Raw genomic sequence first — 16,089 nt, 5'->3', positions numbered from 1 at the left:
GTGGCCGAATTATCCCTCCGGCCGCCAATGCGGCACGCCGAGCAGCACCATCCGCAGTCGCTTTTCCGCCGCGGTCAGGATGCGTTCGTCGGCCGCGGTGTCGCCGGGACGCACGTCGAGCAGTTCGGCGACAGTGCCGAGCATGGCGGTGACGATCAGGTCCGCGAGCAGGTGCAGGTCTTCGGTGGGCCAGGTGCGCAGCGGGTCGAAGCGGGCCAGGTCCAGCGCCAGGTCGCTGGAGAACATCCGCAGCTCTACGGCGATCGCGCGAGAGATAGGACCCGGTCCGGAGTAGCGCTCGCGAGTGACGAACCGGAAGTGGTCCTCGTGTGCGCGGACGTGCTTGTGCAGCGTGTGCACCGACGCCCGGATCATCCCGCCGTATCCGCTGTTCTCCGTGCGCGCGCCGCGGAGCAGGCCGCGCAGCGTGCGCGTGGTCTCCTCGACCAGCGCGACGCCCAGCTCTTCCATCGACGTGAAGTGCCGGTAGAAGGCGGTCGGCACGATGCCCGCCCGCTTGGCGACCTCGCGCAGCGAAAGGCTCGCGAAACTCCGGTCGGCCAGCAGCTCGAGCGCAGCGTCCAGCAACGACTGACGGGTGCGCTGTTTGCGTTCCTGCCGGCTCACCGGACCGGCCGGCTCCTCGGCTGCGGACACGTCGAGCAGCGTACTGGCGGTCCCCGCATGGTCCACGTCACATCACCTCGCTTCCGCGTTGACAGGCCCCCCGGCCTTGCCCCCACACTAGTCAGTGTACGACTGTGCACTCAAACTTTCAGGAGGGGTGATGACCGCACTGCTGCCCCGCCGCGTGCGCGGGCTCGTCTCGCTCGCCGAGGCGCTGCTCACCCCGCACGGCGCGGACCGGTACCTCGAACTGGTCGACCCGATGCTGGTGCGCCGCGAGATCCGCGGCCGCGTCACCGCCGTGCGGCACCAGACGCCGGACACCGTCACCTTCACGGTGCGCCCGAGCCGCGCCTGGCAAGGCTTCCGAGCCGGCCAGTACGTGCGGCTGCACGTGGAGATCGACGGGGTGCGGCGGACCCGCTGCTACTCGCCGTGTGTCGCGCAGGGCACCGGCGATCTGGAGTTCACCGTGAAGGCCGACCCACATGGGCTGGTGTCGCGGTATCTGCAGAACACCGAGGCCGGCGCGGTGGTCGGGCTGTCTCCGGCGGACGGCGAGTTCACGCTGCCGCCGAGCCGGCCGGACCGGATCGTCCTGCTGAGCGGCGGCAGCGGGATCACGCCGGTGCTCGCGATGGCGCGCACGCTCGTCGCCGAGCGCCATCCTGGCGAGGTCGTGTTCCTGCACTACTCGAACACCCCGGCCGACACGCTCTACCGCGCCGAACTTGCCGAACTCGCCGCCGCCCATCCCGGACTGAAGATCGTCCACGCACACACGCACGCCCGGCGCGGCGGCGACCTGCACGGCCTGTTCTCAGCGGCTCATTTGGAGCAGGCCGCGCCGTGGTTCCGCGAAGCGGAGACCTTCCTGTGCGGCCCGGCCCCACTGATGGCCGCCGCCCGCGCCCTGTTCGCTCGCGAAGGATTGAGTGAACGACTGCACACCGAAGAGTTCACGGCCGCGCCGTTGACCTTCGACACCTCGGCCGCCGAAGGCCAGGTGCGGTTCGCCCGCAGCGGCCGGGAGTTCGCCAACAGCGGCAAGGCGCTGCTCGAACAGGCCGAGGAAGCGGGCCTGTCGCCGGAACACGGATGCCGGATGGGCATCTGCTTCTCCTGCACCCAGGTGAAGACCGCGGGCCGGGTGCGCAATGCCCGCACCGGCGAGGTCTCCGGCGAAGAGAACGAAGAAATCCAGCTCTGCGTCAGCGTCCCCGTCGGGGACGTCGAAATCGACGCCTGACCACCGGAGGAACACTCATGACCGGGTTGCAGGACCGACTGAGCACCGCCCAGGTCGAGGAATTCGGCCGGGAACTCGACGCGCTGCGCCAGCGGATCGTCGACGATCTCGGCGAGGAGGACCTCGACTACATCCGCAAGATCATCAAGACCCAGCGCGCGCTGGAAGTCACCGGCCGCGGCCTGCTGTTCGCCGGCTTCCTGCCGCCCGCGTGGCTGGCCGGCGTCGCGGCGCTGTCGGCGGCGAAAATCCTGGACAACATGGAGATCGGCCACAACGTGATGCACGGCCAGTACGACTGGACGCGCATCCCGGAGCTGAGCTCGCAGCGGTTCGAATGGGACACCGTCGCGCCGTCGGAGAACTGGCGGCACTCGCACAACTACATCCACCACACGTACACGAACATCGTCGACAAGGACCGCGACGTCGGCTACGGAATCCTTCGGATGGACCCGGCGCAGAAGTGGCATCCGTACTACCTGGGCAACCCGGTGTACGCGACGCTGCTCGCGCTGCTGTTCCAGTGGGGCGTAATGCTGCACGACCTGGAGGTGGACCGGGTCGTGCAGGGCGAACGGACCTGGGCGGAGAACGTGCCGGTGCTGCGCCGGATCGTGCGGAAGGCGGGACGCCAGGTCGGCAAGGACTACGTGCTGTTCCCGCTGCTCACCGGTCCGCTGGCCCCGCTGACACTGCTGGGGAACGCGAGCGCGAACCTGGTGCGGAACCTGTGGGCGTTCTCCATCATCTTCTGCGGCCATTTCCCCGCCGACGTGGAAAGCTTCACCGAGGAAGAGACCGAGAACGAGTCCCGCGGCCAGTGGTACCTGCGCCAGATCCTGGGATCGGCGAACATCACCGGCGGGCCGCTGTTCCACATCCTGTCCGGGAACCTGTCGCACCAGATCGAGCACCACCTGTTCCCCGACCTGCCCGCCCGGCGCTACCCGCAGATCGCCGGCGAAGTGCGGGAGATCTGCGAGCGCTACGGCCTGCCGTACAACACCGGGCCGCTGCACCGGCAGCTGTGGTCGGTGGCGAAGAAGATCGTGCGGCTGGCCCTCCCTTCGCGGGGGACAACGGCTACCGTGGACCCGGAACGGCAACTCCGAGCAGCCTGAGGGAAGCCCATGGTCGGCCCATTCGAAAGTGGCAAGGACACCGCGCAGGAGCTGACGGAGTCCGCGGCCACCCACATCGGCAACATCGCCACCATCATCACCGGCGCGGTCCGCGACATCGCCCGGGAAACCGGCGACTGGTTCACGGACCTGATCGAAATGCGCGAAGCGGCGCAGCGAGCGCAGGCGGACGAAGCCCGGCTCAAGGTCGGCGACGAGCCGGAGTGAGCTGACTTCCGCTTCCGGTGCCCGCTTCCGCGCCAAGGCGGCGCGCGCTTCCGCGCCCGCGCCAAGGCCGTGCCCGCTTCCGCGCCCGCGCCAAGGCCGTGAAGGGAACATTGAGGGACTCTGATTCCCTCAATGTTCCCTTCACGGCCACCGTGTCCGTCAAGGGCCCCTTCACCGCGCCCAAAGCCCTCAATGTTCCCTTCACGGCCACCGTGTCCGTCAAGGGCCCCTTCACCGCACCCAAGGCCCTCACAGAGCACCCCTGACGGGGGTTATCCCCCGCCGAAGTCCAGGGGATCCCCGGTGGTCCCCGCGGTCCCGGCGCGGGAGACTCGATCACGTGAACACCGTCCTGCCCTCGATCCGCCACGCCCGCGAGCACCGGGTCGCAGTTCCGTGCGGCGGCGATCCGCGGCGGAGCGGCCGGTGAACCCGTCGTTTCCCCGGGCGCTCTGGCCCGCTTCCGCGCGACAGGGCTTCAGCGAGGCGGCTTGGATCGTCGTCACCGGATTGCTCGCGCCGATCTCCGTCATCCTGCTGCTCGCCGGGACGGTCGTCGGGCTGGCGTTGGCACCGGTGTTCCTCGGGTTCCTCATCCTCGTCGGCGTGCTGCGCGGCGCGCGCGGGTTCGGCGGGATGCATCGTCGGCTCGCGGGGCGGCTGCTCGGGCTGCCGTTGCCGCCGCCGGGACCGGTCGAGCTCAAGCCCGGGCTGTGGAACTGGCTGGTCGCCCGGCTCGGCGACCGGATGGCCTGGCGGTCGGTCGCGTATCTGCTGCTGCGGTTGCCGCTCGGGCTGATCATGCTCTTCTCGTCGGGAGCGCTCGGGCTTTTCGGCCTCGCGGCGTTCACGTATCCGATCACCTGGTTCGTCCAGACCGAGCACTTTCATCGCTTGCCGGTCTTCGCCATCCAGAGCGGCGGCTGGGCGGGTTCGCTCGTCTGGTGCGCGGGCGGTGCGGCGGTCCTGACCGGCTGGCCCGCGTTCGTGCACGTGTTCGCCTGGGCGGACCGGCTGCTGCTGCGTGCCTTGGTGGTCGATCCGAAGCTGCGCGAGCGCGTCCGGTTCCTCGAGGAAACCCGGGCCACCGCACTCGACGACGCGGCGGAACAGCTGCGCCGCATCGAACGGGACTTGCACGACGGCGCGCAGGCGCAGCTCGTCGCGATGGCGATGAAACTCGGTCTGGCGAAAGAAGAACTGGCCGGAGATGACATCGATCTCGACCAGGTCCGCGCACTGGTCGACGCGGCGCACGGGAACGCCAAGCAGGCACTGGTCGAGCTGCGCGACCTCGCGCGCGGCATCCATCCGGCGGCGCTGGACAAGGGCCTGCACGTCGCACTGTCCACATTGGCCAGTTCGGCGGGGTTTTCCGCGACTGTCGCGGTAGAACTGAGCCGGCGGCCGCCGCCGTCGCTGGAGACGATCGTCTACTTCTCGGCCGCCGAACTGATGACCAACGCGTCGAAGCACGGGGCCGGACGGTGCGCGGTTCTGGTCAACGAGCGGGAAGAAGCGTTGCGCCTCACTGTGATCGACCACGGCGCGGGCGGGGCCGAGATCGTCCCGGGCGGCGGGCTGGCCGGGATCGCGGATCGGCTGCGCCCCGCGGACGGCGAACTGACCGTGTCCAGTCCGCGCGGCGGGCCGACCGTCGTCACCGCGGTACTGCCGCTGCCCCGCTAAGGTCGGACGAGAGCGAGGGGGAAACAGTGCGGATCGTGATCGCGGAGGACTCCGCCATCCTGCGCCACGGCCTGGTCGAACTGCTCGGGCTGCGCGGCCACGAGGTGGTCGCGGCGGTGAAGGACGCCGACGGCCTGCGCGAGGCGGTGCGCGAACACCGGCCCGACGTGTCCATTGTAGACATCCGAATGCCGCCGACGCACACCGACGAGGGACTGCGGGCGGCCATCGACCTGCGCTCCGAACGGCCGGGCTGCGCGATTCTGGTGTTCTCCCAGTACGTGGAGACCAATTACGCGAAACAGCTGCTGGCCGGCGAGGCGGGCGCGGTCGGCTACCTGCTGAAGGACCGCGTCGCCGAGGTGTCCGACTTCCTCACCGCGCTGGAACGGGTCGCCGCCGGCGAGACGGTGCTGGACCCGGAGGTGGTGCGCCAGCTGTTCGCGGCCACCGGACAGGCCGACCACCTCGCCGAACTGACGCCGCGCGAACACGAGATCCTCGGGCTGATGGCGCAGGGCCGGTCGAACTCGGCGATCGCCGCCGAAACGTTCCTGTCCGCCGGGTCCGTCGAGAAGTACGTGACGAGCATTTTCGGCAAGCTGGGACTGCCGCCGTCGGACGAGAACAACCGGCGCGTGCTCGCGGTGCTCCGCTATCTCGATTCCTGACGCCTACGCTGGCCGCATGTACTCCACCGAGATCGAGGTGCACACCGGCGATTCCGCCGTCGTGCACAACCTGACCCGCGAAGCCGAGACGTTCCTGCGCGACGCCGACGCCACCGACGGGCTCCTGCACGTGTGGGTGCCGCACGCGACAGCCGGGCTGGCCGTCCTCGAAACCGGCGCGGGCAGCGACGACGACCTGCTCGCGGCGCTCGACGACCTGCTCCCCCGCGATCAGCGCTGGCGCCACCAGCACGGCACCGGCGGGCACGGCCGCGACCACGTGCTTCCCGCGTTCCTCCCGCCGTACGCGACGCTCCCGGTCCTCGGCGGCGTGCTGCTGCTCGGCACCTGGCAGTCGATCTGCCTGGTGGACACGAATGTCGACAACCCGGTCCGGAAGGTCCGGTTCAGCTACCTCACCGGCTGATCCCGCCGTAGCATCGCGGCTGTGACCGAAACTCGCGCGCACCGGCTGGTGCTCTGGGACATCGACCACACGCTCGTCGACTACGCCGGGGCCGGGATCGGCTGGTACCGCGCCGCGCTCGCCGCCGCGACCGGCGCGGAGTTCCGCGCCCACCCGGATTTCCGCGGCCGCACCGAACGGGCGATCACCACCGACGTGCTGACCCTGCACGGCATCGAACCGGCCGAGGAAACCATCCAGCGGCTGTGGCGGGAATTGATCGCGGCCGTCGAGCGCGACCGGGACACACTCCCCAGAGACGGCCGGGCGCTGGCCGGCGCCGCGGTCGCGCTCGCGGATTTGAGCGCACGGGACGGCGTAGTGCAAAGCCTGGTCACCGGCAACCTGCCGGAGATCTCCCGGCACAAGCTCGCCGCGTTCGGGCTGGACGAACATCTCGACCTGGAGATCGGCGGCTACGGTTCCCTGTCCGTGCACCGGCCCGACCTTGTCCCGCACGCGGTCAAGGCCGCCTCGGCGAAGCACGGCACGGAATTCGCCGCGGACGCGGTGGTGATCATCGGGGATACCCCGAACGACGTCGAAGCCGCGCTCGACCACGGCGCGATCGCGGTGGCAGTGGCGACCGGCCGGTACACCGCCGGGCAGCTCGCCGACGCCGGAGCGCACACCGTGCTGCCGGATCTCGCCGATCTCGCCGCGGTCCGCACCGCGGTGCTCGGCTGATCGCGGGCCGCCGGTTCGGGTCGCGTCCGGCTCAGGGTCGAACGCTCCGAGCCAGGCCTTCCCCGATGTCGTTTTCGCAGGTCGGAGCGCCGACATCGGATTTGGGTCAGTCTTAGGGTCAGGGGTCGGGTCCCCCTGGAGTAGCAGTCCCTTAAGGGAGATGTGGGACCGACGGCCGATGTCGGTTCAAGATCAGCACGCAAGACTTCTCGCATGACGATCGCACAGGGGGGAACCGGTCTCGCGGCCGGAAGGGCACGCGGCCGGCTGGCAGTCCTGGTGAACCGGCTGCCGTTCACGACGACGGTGGTGCTCGCGATCATGGTGGTCGGCGTCGTCAGCGGATCACTGTGGCACGCGGCCGAGCAGCAGCACGCTTTCCACTATTACGCCTACGGCCTGCCGTCGCTGGAGCACGGCCGCTGGTGGACGCTGTTCAGCGGGCCGTTCTACGCCTTGCGTCCCTGGTTCTACCTGCCGATGGCGGGCAGTTTCGCGCTGATGGCCGGGTTCGCGGAATGGCACCTCGGCACCCGCCGCGCGATGGCGGTGACCATCGGCGGGCAGCTGGTGTCGACGATCGTCGCGGTCCAGTTCCTCGAACTGTCCCGCAACTCCGGCTGGGCCTGGGCGGACCGCATTTCCGGCACCCTCGACGTCGGCTTCTCCGGCGGCGCGCTCGCCGCGATAGCCATCACCAGCGCGACGCTGCGCACGCCGTGGCGGCTCCGGCTTCGCGCCGCGCTGTGCGTGTACGCGGGCGTCGCGATCGTCTACGTCGGCACTCTCGCCGATCTCGTGCACTTCTTCGCGCTCGCCCTCGCATTGCCGCTGGGCAGCCGGCTCGCCGGCCCGGCCGCGCGCAACGCCAACAAGCCGTCGCTGCGCGAATGGCGACTGCTCGCCTGCGCCGGGCTGGTGCTGCTGATCGTCGCCGAAGTGGTGATGTGGCTGATCCCGGGCGACGGCCCGTTCGGTTCCTCCGACGCGATCGCATTGTCCGGCACCGAGCTTCTCCCGCTGTGCCTCGTCGCGGTGCCGGTCCTCAACGGGCTGCGGCACGGTTCGCGGTTCGCCTGGCGCTGCACGGTCACGCTGTGCGTGCTGGCCGCGTCGCAGATGGCGGTGCTGGCCGGGATGGCAGCGATCGCCCGGCTGTTCCGCGAGGACTACGACCTCGGCAGCCCGCCGTTGTTCATTGTGGACAATCTTTTGTGGACGGCCGAGCTGATCCTGCTGATCTCGGCGCGGCGCGCGTTCCGGGTGCCGTCGCGACGGCGCCGGCGCACCCTTTTCCGCGGCGGACCGGACCCGGCTTTCGCCCGGCTGCTGCTGGGCCGCAACGGCGGCAGCACCATCTCGTGGATGACGACCTGGCCGCAGAACGCCTACTTCGTCGCGTCCGACGGCTCTTCGTACCTCGCCTACCAGCGGCACGCCGGGGTCGCGGTGGCGCTCGGCGACCCGGTCGCGCCGGACGGGTCGAGCACCCGCACTCTGCAGGAGTTCCGCGCGATGTGCGAGAACAGCGGGCTGGTGCCGTGCGTGTTCTCGGCGACCGCCGCGACCGCCGCGCAGACCCGGGAGCTGGGCTGGCAGCACGTGCAGGTCGCCGAGGACACCTTGGTGGACCTGGAAAACCTGGAGTTCCGAGGCAAGGCGTGGCAGGACGTGCGGACCGCGCTGAACCGCGCCAAGAAGGATGGCATCGAGTTCCGGCTGGTGCGGCTGGCACAGCAGCCGTGGGCGATCCGCGAGCAGGTGCGCAAGCTGTCCGAGGAATGGATCGGCGACAAGGGCCTGCCGGAAATGGGCTTCACGCTGGGCGGCGTGGACCAGGCGATGGACCCGGCGACCCGGGTCGGGCTGGCGGTCGACGCGGACGGCACGGTGCACGGCGTGACGTCGTGGCTCCCAGTGCACACCGGAGCCGGCGAGGTCGGCGGGTGGACGCTCGACGTGATGCGCCGCAGCTCGCACGGCTTCCGTCCGGTGATGGAGTTCCTGATCGCCTCGAGCTGCCTCGCGTTCCGTGAGGAGGGCGCGAAGTTCGTGTCGCTGTCCGGCGCTCCGCTGGTCCGCAGCAACGACAGTGCGCCGCGCCAGATGGTCGACCGGATGCTGGACGCGCTCGGCTCGATGATGGAGCCGTACTACGGATTCCGTTCCCTGCACGCGTTCAAGGCGAAGTTCCAGCCGAGGCACGAGCCCCTGTACCTCGCTTACCGTGACGAGGCGGACCTGCCGCGGATCGGCATCGCGCTCGGCCGGGCGTACCTGCCGAACGCCGGGCTCAAGGATCTCGCGAAGCTGGCCCTGCGCCGTCAGCGCGTGGTCGGCGGCGGCGTGGACGTGGACCGGTCAGCGGCCGGAACGCCGCGGTAACTCTTGAGGATCCGGACGAGGTCGTCCCGCGACGCGGACGTGGGGCGGCCTTGTTCGGAGTAGACGACGAGCACGGTGGACGCGTCCCCGGCGCTGAGCGCGATCGCGCCGGTGAGCACACTCTGCGGCTTGCAGGCGACATCTCCGCTCGGCGTCACCTCGGCGATCACGAGCGAGCCCTGCCCGGTCTTGGTGCCGATCTTCACCTCGGTCTGCTCCGGTGCGCCAGGCGCGACCTTCGCGGGCGGAGCACCCTTGCCGGTGTACGCGGCAACGCCGACGTCGATGACTGCTTCCCGCGCGGCTACGGCAGCGTCGGCGACCTTTTCGGTGGTGACTCCCGCACCGCCGACCTGGCCGACCGGGTCGTCTTTGCAGGAATGCTCGCCCAGGAACGCACTGACGGACAGGGTGACGCCCGGCGAACTGCCAGCAGCTTCCCAGCCGTGCACGGTGCCCGGAGCGGGCTTCCAGGACGACGGGACGTCGTAGGCGAAGCTGCCGTCCTTGCTGACGACTGACTGCCAGCCCGCGACCACGGCGGGCACGGTGACCACGGGCGGCGGCTGATAAGTCGACGGCGTGCGCGGCGGCGGGGTGTAAGTGCGATGCGAGTGCTCTCGGCCGCCGTTCGCGATGCCGTAGCCGAAGGCGCCGACCAGCGCGAAGCCGGTGACGATCTTGATCGCCTTGCCCCGGCCGGTGGTGGGCCGGCGGGAGCGCAGCTGGGCAGGGGTCAGGGTTTGCCGCAGAGCGGCCGGGTTCCGCGGCTGGGCCGGGCTCGGCCCGCCGGGCAGTGGCGGCGGCAGGTCCGAGACGGGCGAGGAGCCAGGCGGCAGGTCCGCGACCGGCGGGGAGCCCGGCGGAGGCGGCACCGCGGTCAAGTCGGACGTCGCCCAGCCGGATCCGGTGGCCGCCGAACCCGATCCGCTGGCGGCCGAATCGGCTCCGCCCTGAGCAGCCGGACCAGATCCGGCCCGCCCAGTCGAAGCCCAGCCCGGCCGCGGGTCAACGCGGGGCTCGGCCGTCCCCGGCGCCGGGCGGGCAGGCCCGTACCCGGCGCTCGGGAACCGCGGTCCGTCGGACGGTTCGTACCCGCCGAAGCCGCTCAGCGCGGCGTTGTCCTGGTATCCGCCGTCGTCGCGCCGCTTGCGGCCGAACCAGCCCACGAACTCAGCCGCGGACGAGCTTCACGAGGTGGTCGACGACCGAGTCCACCGCGATTTCCTCCCGGTCGCCGGTTCGCCGGTCCTTGACCTCGACCACACCGTTGGCCAGGCCGCGGCCGACCACGAGGATGGTCGGGACGCCGAGCAGCTCCGCGTCCGCGAACTTGACGCCCGGGGTGGCCTTGCGGTCGTCGAGGATGATCTCGAGCCCGGCCGCGCCGAGTGCGGCGGCGAGCTTCTCGGCGCCCTCGCGGACCGTCTCGTCCTTGCCCGCGATGACCACGTGCACGTCGAACGGCGAGACCTCGCGCGGCCACACCAGGCCCTGCTCGTCGTGGTTCTGCTCGGCGAGCACCGCGACCAGGCGGGAGACGCCGACGCCGTAGGAGCCCATGGTGATCCGGACCGGCTTGGAGTCCGGACCGAGCGCGTCGACCTCGAACGCGTCGGTGTACTTGCGGCCGAGCTGGAAGATGTGCCCGATCTCGATGCCGCGCGCGGCGACCAGGGTGCCGTGGCCGTCCGGCGACGCGTCGCCCTCGCGGACCTCGGCGGCCTCGACGGTGCCGTCCGGCGTGAAGTCGCGGCCGGCGACCAGGTCGAGCACGTGGTGGTCGCGCTGGTCGGCGCCGGTCACCCAGGCGGTGCCCTCGACCACGCGCGGGTCGACGAGGTAGCGGACCCCGTTCTCCTGCAACGCCTTCGGGCCGATGTAACCCTTGACGAGGAAGGTGTTCTTCGCGAAGTCGGCTTCGTCGAGCAGCTCCACCTCGGCGGGCTCGAGCGAGGCTTCGAGGCGCTTGAAGTCCACCTCGCGGTCACCCGGGACGCCGACGCCCAGCAGCTCCCATTCCTTCGCGCCCGGCTGGCGCGTCTTGACCAAGACGTTCTTCAGCGTGTCCGCGGCGGTGAACTCGCGGCCGAGCCCGGCGGCGTTGAGGAACGAGACGAGCGACTCGATGGTCGGCGTGTTCGGCGTGTGGTGGACCTGCGCCTCGGGCAGCCCGTCGAGCGGCCGGGCCGCGGGTGCCGGCGTGACCACCGCTTCGACGTTCGCCGCGTAGCCCGATTCGGTGCTGCGGACGAAGGTGTCCTCGCCGTTCTCCGCGACCGCGAGGAACTCCTCGGACGCCGAGCCGCCCATCGCGCCGGACGTGGCGGCGACGATCACGTAGTCGATGCCGAGCCGGTCGAACAGCTTGACGTAGGCGTCGCGGTGCGCCTGGTAGGAGCGCTCGAGGCCGGCGTCGTCGAGGTCGAAGGAGTAGGAGTCCTTCATGACGAACTCGCGGCCGCGCAGGATGCCCGCGCGGGGGCGCGCCTCGTCCCGGTACTTGGTCTGGATCTGGTACAGCGTGACCGGGAAGTCCTTGTACGAGCTGTACTCGCCCTTGACGGTGAGCGCGAACAGCTCCTCGTGGGTGGGGCCGAGCAGATAGTCGGCGCCCTTGCGGTCCTTGAGCCGGAAGAGGTTGTCGCCGTACTCGGTCCACCGGTTGGTTGCCTCGTACGGTTCGCGGGGCAGCAGCGCGGGGAACTGGATCTCCTGCGCGCCGATCGCGTTCATCTCCTGGCGCACGGTCTCCTCGACCCGGCGCAGCACCCGCAGCCCGAGCGGCAGCCACGAGTAACCACCCGGGGCGACCCGGCGGACGTAGCCGGCGCGCACCAGCAGCCGGTGGCTGGGCACTTCGGCGTCCGCCGGATCCTCGCGCAGCGTGCGGAGGAACAACGACGACATCCTGGTGATCACTTGGAGACTCCCTGCGCTGAGCGGGCCTTAGACGTTTCGCACAGAGTAGTCAACCCCCACGCCGCGACGCATGCGGGTTATCCGCGAGCGCCGGTTTTGTCGGTGTCCTCGGCCAGCCTCCGGGCACGGGTCTGGAAATGGGCATGATCACCATCGACCGCACCGAACCGCACACGTCCTTCTCGTCGTGATGTCCCCCGGTGCGGTCGAGCCCTTCCGCGGCCGGATGAAGCCGCGTCGGCAGGGAGCAGCGGACGACCGGTGAGTTTCCACGCGGCCAGGGCAGGGAGCGGCACACGGAAGCCGGGGCCGAATCGCCCGGCCGTTACGCTCCGGGGGTGCTGGTGCTGCTTCCCCCTTCCGAAACCAAGGCCGACGGCGGCAACGGCGCGCCGCTCGACCTGGACTCGCTGTCGTTTCCCGAGCTCAACCCGGTGCGAGCCAAGATGGCGGACGCGCTCGTCTCGCTCGCCTCGGACGTTCCGGCCAGTCTCGCCGCGCTGAACATCTCGGCCCGGCAGAGCGACGAGGTCGAGCGCAACGCGCAGCTGTGGACGTCGCCGACGATGCCCGCGTTGAGGCGGTACACCGGGGTGCTCTACGACGCGCTGGACCTCAAAAGCTTCACCCGCGCGGGGTTGGCCAAGGCGCAGCAGCGGCTGGCGGTTACCTCGTCGCTGTTCGGGGTGGTCGCGGCTACCGATCCGATTCCCGCTTACCGGCTCTCCGGCGGGAATTCCGTGCCTGCGCTGGGGTCGGTCCGCGGGGTGTGGAAGCCGGTTCTGGAGCCGGTGCTGCAGGGCGTCGAAGGACTGGTTGTCGATCTCCGGTCGGGGACCTATGCCGCGTTCGCCAAGTTGCGGGCGGATGCGGTGGCGGTTCGAGTGGTCACCGAGGACGCTGCGGGCAATCGGACGACCGTCAGCCATTTCAACAAGGCGTACAAGGGACGGCTGGCGGGAGTGCTCGCCACTTCGCGGTCGGAGCCGTCCACTGTGGAGCAGTTGATTCGGGTAGTGGACAAGGCAGGGTTGCGGGTCGAGCGGACCGGGGACTACTCGCTGGAGTTGGTCACCGGGTAACCGGCACTTGCCGCGGCCCGGCGTTGTGCGTCCGGGAAGAGCCCCTTACGGGAATCTGAGTCCGTGAAGGGCCCCCTGAGGGAATCCAAGTCCGGTATGGAGCCCTTCACGGAATGCGGCTCAGGTGAGGCTCAGGTGAACCGGGACGGCGAGCAGGCGGCCAGCTGATCGGCCGGGACGTCCTCGCCCAGCGCCAAGTCCGCGATCAGCTTTCCGGAGTACGGCGCCAGCGTCAGGCCGGCCGGCCCGAAGCCGGTCGCCAGGTACAGCCCGGGTGCGACCTGTCCCAGCAGAGGCAGGGTGTCCGGTGTCGCGGGGCGGAAGCCGACGCGGGTTTCGGCCAGGCCGGCGTTCGCCAGGCCAGGGGCGACGGTCAGGGCGTGGTCCAGGACTTCCCGTTGTCCGGCGGCCGTGACGCGGTGGTCAAAACCGGCACCGGTTTCGCGGGTCGCTCCGGCCACCACGCGGCCGCCGGGGAACGACAGCAGGTAGTGGCTGGTTCGCGGGAGCACGACCGGCCAGGCGGCAGTGTCCGCCGCGGGCAGGTCGAAGTGGCTGATCTGGCCACGCTGCGGCGCGACCGGCACCGTGACGCCCAGCGCCTCGGCGACCTGTGCCGACCAGGCACCGGCCGCCAGGACTACCGCGTCGCCGGTCAACAGCTCGTCGCCGGCCCGGACGCGCAGGCCCGGCTCCAGTGCCGCGGACGCGGTCACGAACTCGACGCCTCGGTCGATCGCGGCGGAAATCAGCGCGCGGCGCAATACCTGGCCGTCCACCCGCCCCGCACCAGACAGGTGCACGGCAGCCAGTTCCGGGGCCAGCGGCGGGAAGAGTTCCCGCGCCTGCGCCGGGTCCAGCCTGGTCACGGTGCCCGCCTCCGGTGCGGCCGCGGCGCGCGTGGTGAGGCGTTCGCAGGACTCCGCCAGCTCCTCTTCCACGGCCGACACCACCATGCCGCCGACTACTTCGTACGACGATTCGTGCCCGGCTTCGCGCAGCTCCGCCGCGAGTGCCGGGTAATACCGGCCGGCCGCGGCGGCCAGCGAATACCCCGACTCGTCCCAGGTCGACGTCCACGGGCTGACGATTCCGGCACCGGCATCGGTCGCCCCGCCGGGCGTATCCGCGTCGACGACTACTACTTCGGCTCCGCGCAGCGCCAGGTGGTAGGCCGTCGAGGCACCGCCCATCCCGCTGCCGATCACGATCACGCGCATGTCTTCACCCTGCCCGTCCTCAGCCGAAACGTCGACCGAGTACCGCCATCGCCGCGTTGTGGCCGGGAATTCCGCTCACCCCTCCGCCGCGCACAGCGCCCGCGCCGCACAGCAGCACGCGGTCGTGCTCGGTCGCCACGCCCCAAGTACCAGCTGTTTCGTCGTCGCCGTAGGGCCAGGAAAGGTCCTGGTGGAAAATGTGCCCGCGAGGCAGCCCGAGTTCGGCTTCCAGATCCATCGGCGTTTTCGCCTCGATACAAGGATTGCCTTCGCCGTCCGGGAGCAGGCAGTCCTCGATCGGTTCGGCGAGCACGCTGTTCAGCGACGCGACTGTCGCCGACAACGCCGCTGCTCGCGCGGCGTTGTTGTCCGCCTCGAAGAGGCGAGCCGGCATATGCAGGCCGAACAAGGTCAGGGTCTGAACGCCAGCCGCCCGTTCGGCTGGGCCGAGGATAGACGGGTCAGTCAGCGAGTGGCAGTAGATCTCGCAGGGCGCCACCCTCGGGATCCGCCCGGCGGCGGCTTCTCGGTACGCGGTCTCCAGCTGGGAAAACGACTCGTTGACGTGGAACGTGCCGCCGAAAGCGTCGCGTGGGTCGACGGACTGGTCGCGCAGCCGCGGAAGGCGGCGCAGCACCATGTTGACCTTCAGCTGCGCGCCTTCCGGCGAGTGAGCCGGTTCCGTGCCGAGCAAGCGGGCGAGCGTGTGCGGCGCGACGTTCGCCAGGACGTGACCGCCGACGACTGCGTGTTCCGCATCGCCCTCGCGGTAGCGGACTTCGCCGTCCGGAGTCACGGAAAGCACTTCGGCACCGGTGACCAGCGTCGCGCCGGCGCGCCGGGCGGTGTCGGCGAGTGCGCTGGTCACCGCGCCCATGCCGCCGACCGGGACGTCCCAGTCGCCGGTTCCGTTGCCGATCAAGTGGTAGAGCAGGCAACGGTTCTGGCGGAGCCGGGCGTCGTCGGCGGACGCGAACGTGCCGATCAAGCCGTCGGTCAGGACTACGCCGCGCACGAGGTCGTCGTCGAACTGGGTGCGCAGCGTTTCTCCGGCTGGCCGTTCGAAAAACGTGGTCCAGGCTTCGTCGTCGCCGATCCGTGCGCGCAGCTCGGCGCGGGTCGGCAGCGGCTCGGTGAGCGAGTCGAAAGTGGCGGCGGCGACCTTGCCCGCTGCCGCGTAGAACTGTTGCCAGGACTTGAAGTCCTTTGTGGACCCAGCGGCGGCGCGGAACGATTCGGCGGTGCGCGCGTCGTCACCTGTGTCGACAAGGAGACCGGTGTCGCCGGCCGGGGTGTAGGACGACATTCGCCGTCTCCGCAGCTCGACCGACAGCCCCAGCTCGGCCGCGATCCGCCGCGGCAGGAGGCTCACCAGGTACGAATAGCGAGACAGCCGAACGTCCACGCCGGGGAAAGCGCGGAACGACACCGCCGCCCCGCCGATCTCCGCACGCCGTTCCAGGACCAGCACCGAACGGCCGGCCCGCGCCAGATAAGCAGCGGCGACGAGCCCGTTGTGCCCGCCGCCCACGATCACCGCGTCGTAGTCCACCGCGGCGAGCCTAACGGTTGGCCCGGACCGCGCTCCAGGTCTCAGCGCGCCGGCAGAGCCGGCTTCCGGCCAGCGCGCGACGAGCAGGCGGTCGGCGGCGGGCGCGAATTAAATCGGTTGCGCGAGGCCGAGGCGGGCGGCAAGGTGATCGCGAACCGGCGAGGTGCCGGCGGTCGCTCGAAGCGAG

General features: G+C 70.4%; 14 protein-coding genes. 9 read left to right on the top strand and 5 right to left on the bottom strand.

Translation table 11 applies throughout. The annotated features are described in order from the left end of the window. Window positions 1-9 precede the first annotated feature (9 nt). Window positions 10-693 (bottom strand): TetR family transcriptional regulator, encoded by a 684-nt coding sequence (locus AMYBE_RS0101585; RefSeq protein ID WP_020657574.1) that lies wholly within the window; start codon window positions 691-693, stop codon window positions 10-12. Between the two features lie 94 nt (window positions 694-787). Between AMYBE_RS0101585 and AMYBE_RS0101580 the strand changes: the two genes are divergently transcribed. From AMYBE_RS0101580 to AMYBE_RS0101545, 8 genes are all read left to right on the top strand, one after another. Then, complete coding sequence (locus AMYBE_RS0101580) at window positions 788-1,876, top strand: ferredoxin reductase (RefSeq protein ID WP_020657573.1); 1,089 nt, start codon at window positions 788-790, stop codon at window positions 1,874-1,876. A gap of 17 nt (window positions 1,877-1,893) precedes the next feature. Continuing rightward, window positions 1,894-3,000, top strand: a complete 1,107-nt coding sequence (locus AMYBE_RS0101575; RefSeq protein WP_020657572.1) for a fatty acid desaturase family protein — start codon at window positions 1,894-1,896, stop codon at window positions 2,998-3,000. A gap of 9 nt (window positions 3,001-3,009) precedes the next feature. Further along, a complete protein-coding gene (locus tag AMYBE_RS0101570; RefSeq protein ID WP_020657571.1) occupies window positions 3,010-3,228 on the top strand; it encodes a hypothetical protein in 219 nt (72 codons plus the stop codon). A 426-nt stretch (window positions 3,229-3,654) separates the two neighbouring features. Then, window positions 3,655-4,917 carry a sensor histidine kinase gene (locus AMYBE_RS0101565; protein ID WP_020657570.1) on the top strand — a complete coding sequence of 421 codons (1,263 nt, stop codon included), beginning with the start codon at window positions 3,655-3,657 and terminating at the stop codon, window positions 4,915-4,917. A 26-nt stretch (window positions 4,918-4,943) separates the two neighbouring features. After that, window positions 4,944-5,588, top strand: coding sequence for a response regulator transcription factor (locus tag AMYBE_RS0101560; RefSeq protein WP_020657569.1), 645 nt, complete (start codon window positions 4,944-4,946; stop codon window positions 5,586-5,588). 16 nt (window positions 5,589-5,604) lie between these two features. Further along, on the top strand, window positions 5,605-6,015 hold the full coding sequence (locus AMYBE_RS0101555; RefSeq protein WP_020657568.1) for a YjbQ family protein: 411 nt from the start codon (window positions 5,605-5,607) through the stop codon (window positions 6,013-6,015). A gap of 21 nt (window positions 6,016-6,036) precedes the next feature. Continuing rightward, entirely contained in the window at window positions 6,037-6,741 is a 705-nt protein-coding gene (locus AMYBE_RS0101550) for an HAD family hydrolase (protein WP_020657567.1), read from the top strand. Between the two features lie 213 nt (window positions 6,742-6,954). Further along, entirely contained in the window at window positions 6,955-9,126 is a 2,172-nt protein-coding gene (locus AMYBE_RS0101545; protein ID WP_020657566.1) for a bifunctional lysylphosphatidylglycerol flippase/synthetase MprF, read from the top strand. On the opposite strand, the gene AMYBE_RS45600 is transcribed toward AMYBE_RS0101545, so the two are convergent. Continuing rightward, a complete protein-coding gene (locus tag AMYBE_RS45600) occupies window positions 9,066-10,295 on the bottom strand; it encodes a DUF8017 domain-containing protein (RefSeq protein WP_020657565.1) in 1,230 nt (409 codons plus the stop codon). The two genes, AMYBE_RS0101545 and AMYBE_RS45600, sit on opposite strands and share 61 nt — an antisense overlap. A 4-nt stretch (window positions 10,296-10,299) precedes the next feature. After that, window positions 10,300-12,048: a proline--tRNA ligase gene (locus AMYBE_RS0101535; RefSeq protein WP_020657564.1), complete on the bottom strand. Its 1,749-nt coding sequence runs from the start codon at window positions 12,046-12,048 to the stop codon at window positions 10,300-10,302. Window positions 12,049-12,386: 338 nt separating this feature from the next. On the opposite strand from AMYBE_RS0101535, the gene yaaA reads away from it, so the two are divergent. Continuing rightward, complete coding sequence (gene yaaA, locus AMYBE_RS0101530) at window positions 12,387-13,130, top strand: peroxide stress protein YaaA (RefSeq protein ID WP_020657563.1); 744 nt, start codon at window positions 12,387-12,389, stop codon at window positions 13,128-13,130. Between the two features lie 131 nt (window positions 13,131-13,261). Here the strand turns inward: yaaA and AMYBE_RS0101525 are convergent, their stop codons facing one another. After that, window positions 13,262-14,350, bottom strand: a complete 1,089-nt coding sequence (locus AMYBE_RS0101525; protein ID WP_020657562.1) for an NAD(P)/FAD-dependent oxidoreductase — start codon at window positions 14,348-14,350, stop codon at window positions 13,262-13,264. A gap of 19 nt (window positions 14,351-14,369) precedes the next feature. Beyond that, window positions 14,370-15,902, bottom strand: a complete 1,533-nt coding sequence (locus tag AMYBE_RS0101520) for a phytoene desaturase family protein (protein ID WP_020657561.1) — start codon at window positions 15,900-15,902, stop codon at window positions 14,370-14,372. Window positions 15,903-16,089 lie beyond the last annotated feature (187 nt).

This window comes from Amycolatopsis benzoatilytica AK 16/65, from assembly GCF_000383915.1.
Classification (GTDB): Bacteria; Actinomycetota; Actinomycetes; order Mycobacteriales; family Pseudonocardiaceae; genus Amycolatopsis; species Amycolatopsis benzoatilytica.
The sequence above is the reverse complement of the archived record's forward strand: the minus strand, read 5'-3'. Positions and strand labels throughout refer to the sequence as shown.